We start from the raw sequence: 6000 nt of genomic DNA on the forward strand, positions 1-6000 counted from the left end.
ATTTTGTAATGTTTAAAAAAAATATTTAATCAAAAATCGTATATCAAATGAAAAAATTAATCACTTCTTTATTATTTCTAATGTCCTTTATGATGCAAGCACAAGAATTTAAACAACAGGTTCCACAAATAAATGTTTCAGGAGAAGGTAAAATAAAAACAGTTCCTGATCAATGCTTAATTACTTTAGGGGTTGAAAATACAGCTAAAGATGCAGCTACTGCAAAAAAAATGAATGATGATATCATCATTAAACTTATTCAATATATAAAAGGATATGGTATTTCAGCTTCTGATTATCAGACAACAGATGTAAATCTTAATAAAAATTATGATTATGAAAAAAAGAAATATAATTTTTATGCTAATCAAACAATAACCATTTTATTTAAAGACATAAAAAAATATAATGATTTCATGCTAGGAGTTACAGATACAGGAATAACTAACATTAGAAGTGTTGAATTTAAAACTTCAAAATTAGAAGAATTAGAAAAAGAAGCTCGTAAAAAAGCAATGTTAAATGCAAAACAAAAAGCAGAAGACTTTGTATCTGCTTTAGGACAAAAAGTAGGAAAAATTCTTTTAATAACAGATAATTCATCTTCTTATTATCCACAACAACAACCTATGATGTATAAATCAGCTATGATGGCTGAGACTCTACAAGACGGTGGAAATAAAGATATTTTAGCAGTGGGAGAAATGACTGTAGTGGTAAATGTACAAGCAGCATTTGTTATTGAATAAAAATATGAATTATATTTTATTTAAATACAAAAATATCTTCTAGATAAAGTTAAATGATGAGTTTGAATTTTTTTGGTAAATTTCCCTTTTTATAAAATGAATTTAAAAAATATAGGTATAGTGCTTTCTGGTGGAGGGAGTAAAGGCTTGGCTCATGCAGGTGTATTACATTTTTTGAACGAGAACGGAATAGAACCTAAAATTATTTCAGGAACTAGTGCTGGTGCTATTATTGCAGCTTTGTATGCGGTAGGAAAGTCTCCTCTTGAAATTTTAGATTTTTTTAGATCTATTTATTTTTTTCATTGGAAACATTTTACATTTTCTAAAGCAGGATTGATAGATGCAAATGCCTTTGAATCGTATTTTTATAAAATATTTAAAGACTTAAGGATTGGGGATTTACCGATTAAAATACATATAACTGCAACTGATTTAGTAAAAGGTAAATTAAGAGTTTTTGACGAAACAACACGTGTGGTAGATGCCATTTTAGCATCATCGTCATTTCCAGGTGTTTTTTCGCCTTATGAATTTGAAGGAAATTTATATAGTGACGGAGGAATTTTAAATCATTTTCCTACTGATTTGTTGCAAGGAAGATGTGACTATTGTATAGGAGTTTATGTTAGTCCCATACAAAAGATAGAACCAAAAGATCTTACTTCTATTAGATCTGTAACCGCTCGTGCTTTTGATTTACTTTTTGGAAACTCCAGTGCTCATAAGTTTGCTAACTGTGATTGGCTTATTCAGCCAGAAGAATTATCTAAATTTGGTACTTTTGAGACCAATAAATTAAAAATGGATGAAATTTTTTCAATAGGTTACAAGGAAGCCCAAAAAACATTTTCTAAAATGAGTTAATCTTTTTTATTTTTTAAAGGTATGAAAAGTTTAAAAAGGAGCTTAAATCCAGAAGACTATGTATTAGAAATTTATTGTAAATAAAAATGAGTTTAAATCTAAAAAAGTACTCGCTTTTTTATTCTCAATGTAAAACTAGAGCTGGAGTAAAAAATCAGTGCCTTTTCATTTTTATCAAAAGGTTAATGTATAATTTGAAAAATGCTGTTGTAGGAATCAATTTGTTGCTTAAACGATAGAAGAGGCTGTCCAAAAAAAGTTAGGACAGCCTCTTTATTGCTTGCTAGATTGAAATTAAAAGACATGAGGGTGTGTCTTTTTTTAGATAATTTTTATAAAGATTGGTTTTTATATATAGTTTATATTTCAAACCAATTTTGAATTAGAGTATCAATAGGTTGTGCGTTTGTGTGTGTGTACTCATTTGTTTTAGAATTGTATTCATAATCATTGGACCATTCTTGATGATTTCGCGCTAAAGAAGAGATAGCATCACAAACATATTGGATTTCATCATTAGTTGTGGTAGGATGAATAGACATTCGTATCCATCCAGGTTTTACGGTTAAATTGCCAGAGTTTATATTACAAGTAATAGCATTTGATCTATCTTGGTCAACATGTAATAGATAGTGTCCATAGGTGCCCGCACAACTACATCCTCCACGAGTTTGAATACCAAAACGATCATTTAATATTTTAACGCCTAAGTTATAATGTAAATTATCTATATAAAAAGAAATAACACCTAATCGGTCTTGATGTTGTCCTGCTAAAATGACTAAATTAGTTTCTTTACTTAATTCTTTAAAAATATACTTAACAATTTCTTTTTCGCGCTCAAGAATATTAGCCACACCCATTTTTTCTTTTAATTGAATGGCTAATGCTGTTTTTATAACTTGAAGAAAACCAGGAGTACCTCCGTCTTCGCGATCTTCAATATTGTCAATATATTTATGTTCTCCCCAAGGGTTAGTCCATGATACGGTTCCTCCTCCTGGGCAATCAGGAACATTGTTTTTGTATAGATTTTTATTAAATACAAGTATACCAGAGGTTCCAGGGCCTCCTAAAAACTTATGAGGAGAAAAGAAAACGGCATCTAAATAAGCTTCTGGATCTTCAGGGTGCATATTAATTGTTACATACGGTCCTGAACAAGCAAAGTCTACAAAGCATACACCTCCGTTTTGATGCATTATTTTTGCTACTTCATGATAAGGCGTTTTGATACCTGTTACGTTTGAACAAGAAGTTATAGAAGCTATTTTGAAACTTCTATCTTTATATTGTTGTATGATTTTTTTAAAATTTTCTAAACAAAAAAGACCTTCTTCGTTAGCAGGAATTATTACGACATCGGCAATAGTTTCTAACCAAGATGTTTGATTAGAGTGATGCTCCATGTGTGATACAAATACAATAGGTTTTATTTCTTTAGGGATACTAGTATAAATTTTTAGATTTTCGCAGATTCGTAAACCTAAAATTCTTTGAAATTTATTAACTACACCAGTCATTCCTGTCCCATCAGTAATTAATACATCATTTTCATCAGCATTTACATGTTTTTTTATAATTTTTCTAGCCTGATGATAAGCCATAGTCATAGCCGTTCCTGAAACTGTAGTTTCTGTGTGGGTATTTGCTACAAAAGGACCAAAATCGTTTAAGATTTTTTCTTCAATTGGTTTATATAGTCTTCCAGAAGCAGTCCAATCTGTATAAATGATTTTTTTTATTCCAAAAGGAGAATCAAATTCTTGATTAATCCCCACAATATTTTCTCTAAATTTTAAAAAATATTGTTCTAATGTTGTAGATTTTTCGGTTGTAATCATTTGTTTCTTATTTGGTTTCAAATATACATTATTTACTTATTTTTGAATAGAGTTTTAAAAAAATGATTAACAAATTATTACAATAGAGACTAAATTCGGAACGAAACAAAAATATTTTTTTAGAATAACCAGACATTTATTTCTTTAGGTCTTTTTAGTAGATAAAAAAGATATCTTATTTTAGGGCTATAATCTTTTATTTTTCAAATTTTCTTTGCTTTTTTTCTTTGATTTGATTCAGTAATTTTTGTTTAAATTCTATTTCTATTTGTTTTAATTGTATAATTTTTTGATTCGTAATAATCCCTTGTAGATTTTTCACCAATGCTTGTTTATTTTGTCTAATTTCATTTTCTGTTTTTTCTTCTTGATCCATTAAATTTTGAATTTCTTTATCTGAAAGAGAATTGATTTCTTCGGTATTTAATTGGTGTATTAATTTCTTTTTTTGTTTTTGAAGTTCAAAATGTTTATCATCAAATTGATTAAATATAGGCCAAAATTTTTGAGCTTCTTCAGGGGTTAAATTCAACCGATCGGATATAAAAGCCACTCGTAATGCTTTTATTTTTTCAATTTTTTCTTCTCTTCCTTGTCCAAAAGTAGTTTGGTTTAGTATGAATATAAGGAGTATAATTATTTTTTTCATGACGATTATTTTTAATAGTTAATTTAAATATTCATTTAGATAAATAGCCGTTTGATGATCTATAGAATTAAGTTCTTTTTCTAAATTAGTTAGATCTTCAGGGGTTAGATAATCAGCTAGATCTTCAGGAGTTATTTCGTCTGAATAAGCTAGGTACTCTTGTGTTGAAGTTAGGCTATAAGTATTGGTTTGATTAAAATAAATCCAAGTAAAAATGGAAATTATTATTGTGGCCGCAATTCCATAAATCCAAATGTTTTTTTTCTTCCAAAATGAAATTATTTTTGGAGTATCTATCTCTTGGTTAATATGTGACATGATACGATCTTCAAAATTTAGAAAATAATCATCAGGAACTTTATAACCAGAGTTTATTTTTGGGTCTGTATTTAAATTGATGTGTTTCATATTAATAAGACATGAATTAGGATAAAAGGTTTAATTTGTGTTTAAAAAATATTCAATTTTTTTAACTGCGTGAAAATAGGAGGCTTTTAATGCACCTACTGAGGTTTTTAAAATTTCACTAATTTCTTCATATTTTAATTCTTCAAAATATTTCATCTTAAAAACTTGTTGTTGCTTTTCAGGTAAGGAAGCTATTGCTTGGTGTAATTTTAGTTGAATTTCATCTCCATCAAAATGTATATCTGCTTCTAATTTTTGTATTATTTTTTCTTTTAAATCCTCATTAGAGCCCCCTCTTTTTTTTGCTCTACTATTTAAAAAAGTAATTGTTTCATTTGTAGCAATACGATACATCCAGGAATAAAGTTTACTTTCGCCTTTAAAATTTTTAAGATTTTGAAAAACCTTTATAAATGTGTTTTGTAAAATATCATCTGTGTCATCATGATCAGACACCATATTCCTTATATGATAATATAATGGCTTTTGATATTCACGAATTAACCTTCTAAAAGCTTCATTTTGAGTTTTAGGGTTTAAAAGCTCCGTTAAAAATAATTTTTCGTTTTGCAAAGTGTAGGTTGTTTGGGTATAAGACTAAAGATATTTAAAAAGGTTTAATTTTTAATATAAAAAGGCTTTGTATCTTTGACTGAAAATTAAAATTTATGATTAAAACAGTTATTTTTGATATGGATGGTGTTATTGTAGATACGGAACCTGTTCATAAATATGCTTATTACGAGCATTTCAAAGAATTGTCAATAAAGGTTTCAGACGCTATGTATGCTTCTTTTACGGGAAATTCTACGCGTAATGTTTTTCAAAAATTAAAAGAAACTTTTAATTTAGATCATGAGGTTGAATCTCTTGTTTTAAGAAAAAGAGAACTTTTTAATGAAGCGTTTGATACAAAACCTGATTTAGAATTAATCGAAGGTGTTTTGGATTTAATAAAAAAGTTATATGCTCAAAATATTCAACTTATTTTAGCTTCTTCGGCTTCAAAAAGTACAATAAATCGTGTATTTAAACGGTTTGATTTAGATCCTTATTTTACCCATAAGGTGAGTGGAGAGGATTTCCCTAAATCAAAACCGGATCCAGCTATATTTTTACATGCTGTTTCACTTTCAATTGCACCTAAAGAAAACTGTATAGTAATTGAAGATAGTACAAATGGTATACAAGCAGCTCATGCTGCTGGAATTTATTGTGTAGGATATAATAGTGCTAACTCAAAATTTCAAGATTTATCATTAGCCGATGAAATTATTCAACATTTTAAGGAATTTAATTTTTTAAAAGAAATTATCTAAAATAATTTATTAAAATATACTTGTTTTTTTAAATAGATTTATAAAGTTATTTTGTAGGCTATAGTATGTTAGATAATTCAATAAATATTATTATTATATAGTTTTCAAAATCAGCTATTTTATTATTTTTAAAGATTGAATTTGTAATAAAAATACATTAGGAC

The 6000-nt window shown here is 27.8% G+C and carries 7 protein-coding genes; 3 read left to right on the plus strand and 4 right to left on the minus strand.

Annotation, left to right across the window (positions count from 1 at the left end; translation table 11 throughout):
* The first annotated feature begins 47 nt into the window (after positions 1–47).
* Together B0A78_RS11760 and B0A78_RS11765 are read left to right on the plus strand one after the other, a co-directional pair.
* Positions 48–749: an SIMPL domain-containing protein gene (locus B0A78_RS11760; protein WP_014164486.1), complete on the plus strand. Its 702-nt coding sequence runs from the start codon at positions 48–50 to the stop codon at positions 747–749.
* A gap of 96 nt (positions 750–845) precedes the next feature.
* Positions 846–1616, plus strand: a complete 771-nt coding sequence (locus B0A78_RS11765; RefSeq protein WP_041253157.1) for a patatin-like phospholipase family protein — start codon at positions 846–848, stop codon at positions 1614–1616.
* 359 nt (positions 1617–1975) lie between these two features.
* Here B0A78_RS11765 and B0A78_RS11770 read toward each other — a convergent pair whose 3' ends face one another.
* The 4 genes from B0A78_RS11770 to B0A78_RS11785 form a co-directional block, all read right to left on the minus strand.
* Complete coding sequence (locus tag B0A78_RS11770) at positions 1976–3460, minus strand: aminotransferase class V-fold PLP-dependent enzyme (protein WP_065213632.1); 1485 nt, start codon at positions 3458–3460, stop codon at positions 1976–1978.
* A gap of 196 nt (positions 3461–3656) precedes the next feature.
* Positions 3657–4109, minus strand: coding sequence for a hypothetical protein (locus tag B0A78_RS11775; protein WP_014164489.1), 453 nt, complete (start codon positions 4107–4109; stop codon positions 3657–3659).
* 18 nt (positions 4110–4127) lie between these two features.
* A complete protein-coding gene (locus B0A78_RS11780; protein WP_014164490.1) occupies positions 4128–4517 on the minus strand; it encodes a hypothetical protein in 390 nt (129 codons plus the stop codon).
* Positions 4518–4547: 30 nt separating this feature from the next.
* Positions 4548–5090 (minus strand): RNA polymerase sigma factor, encoded by a 543-nt coding sequence (locus B0A78_RS11785; RefSeq protein ID WP_097609697.1) that lies wholly within the window; start codon positions 5088–5090, stop codon positions 4548–4550.
* A 95-nt stretch (positions 5091–5185) separates the two neighbouring features.
* Between B0A78_RS11785 and B0A78_RS11790 the strand changes: the two genes are divergently transcribed.
* Positions 5186–5836 carry an HAD family hydrolase gene (locus B0A78_RS11790; RefSeq protein WP_014164492.1) on the plus strand — a complete coding sequence of 217 codons (651 nt, stop codon included), beginning with the start codon at positions 5186–5188 and terminating at the stop codon, positions 5834–5836.
* The last annotated feature ends 164 nt before the right edge of the window (positions 5837–6000 follow it).

Origin of the sequence: Flavobacterium columnare NBRC 100251 = ATCC 23463, from assembly GCF_002530675.1 — a bacterium.
Lineage (GTDB): Bacteria > Bacteroidota > Bacteroidia > Flavobacteriales > Flavobacteriaceae > Flavobacterium > Flavobacterium columnare.

What these genes read in the sequence shown, in the direction of transcription:
- B0A78_RS11760 (WP_014164486.1), top strand. Translation starts at nt 48, where the DNA reads ATGAAAAAATTAATCACTTCTTTATTATTTCTAATGTCCTTTATGATG.
- B0A78_RS11765 (WP_041253157.1), top strand. Translation starts at nt 846, where the DNA reads ATGAATTTAAAAAATATAGGTATAGTGCTTTCTGGTGGAGGGAGTAAA.
- B0A78_RS11770 (WP_065213632.1), bottom strand. Translation starts at nt 3,460, where the DNA reads ATGATTACAACCGAAAAATCTACAACATTAGAACAATATTTTTTAAAA.
- B0A78_RS11775 (WP_014164489.1), bottom strand. Translation starts at nt 4,109, where the DNA reads ATGAAAAAAATAATTATACTCCTTATATTCATACTAAACCAAACTACT.
- B0A78_RS11780 (WP_014164490.1), bottom strand. Translation starts at nt 4,517, where the DNA reads ATGAAACACATCAATTTAAATACAGACCCAAAAATAAACTCTGGTTAT.
- B0A78_RS11790 (WP_014164492.1), top strand. Translation starts at nt 5,186, where the DNA reads ATGATTAAAACAGTTATTTTTGATATGGATGGTGTTATTGTAGATACG.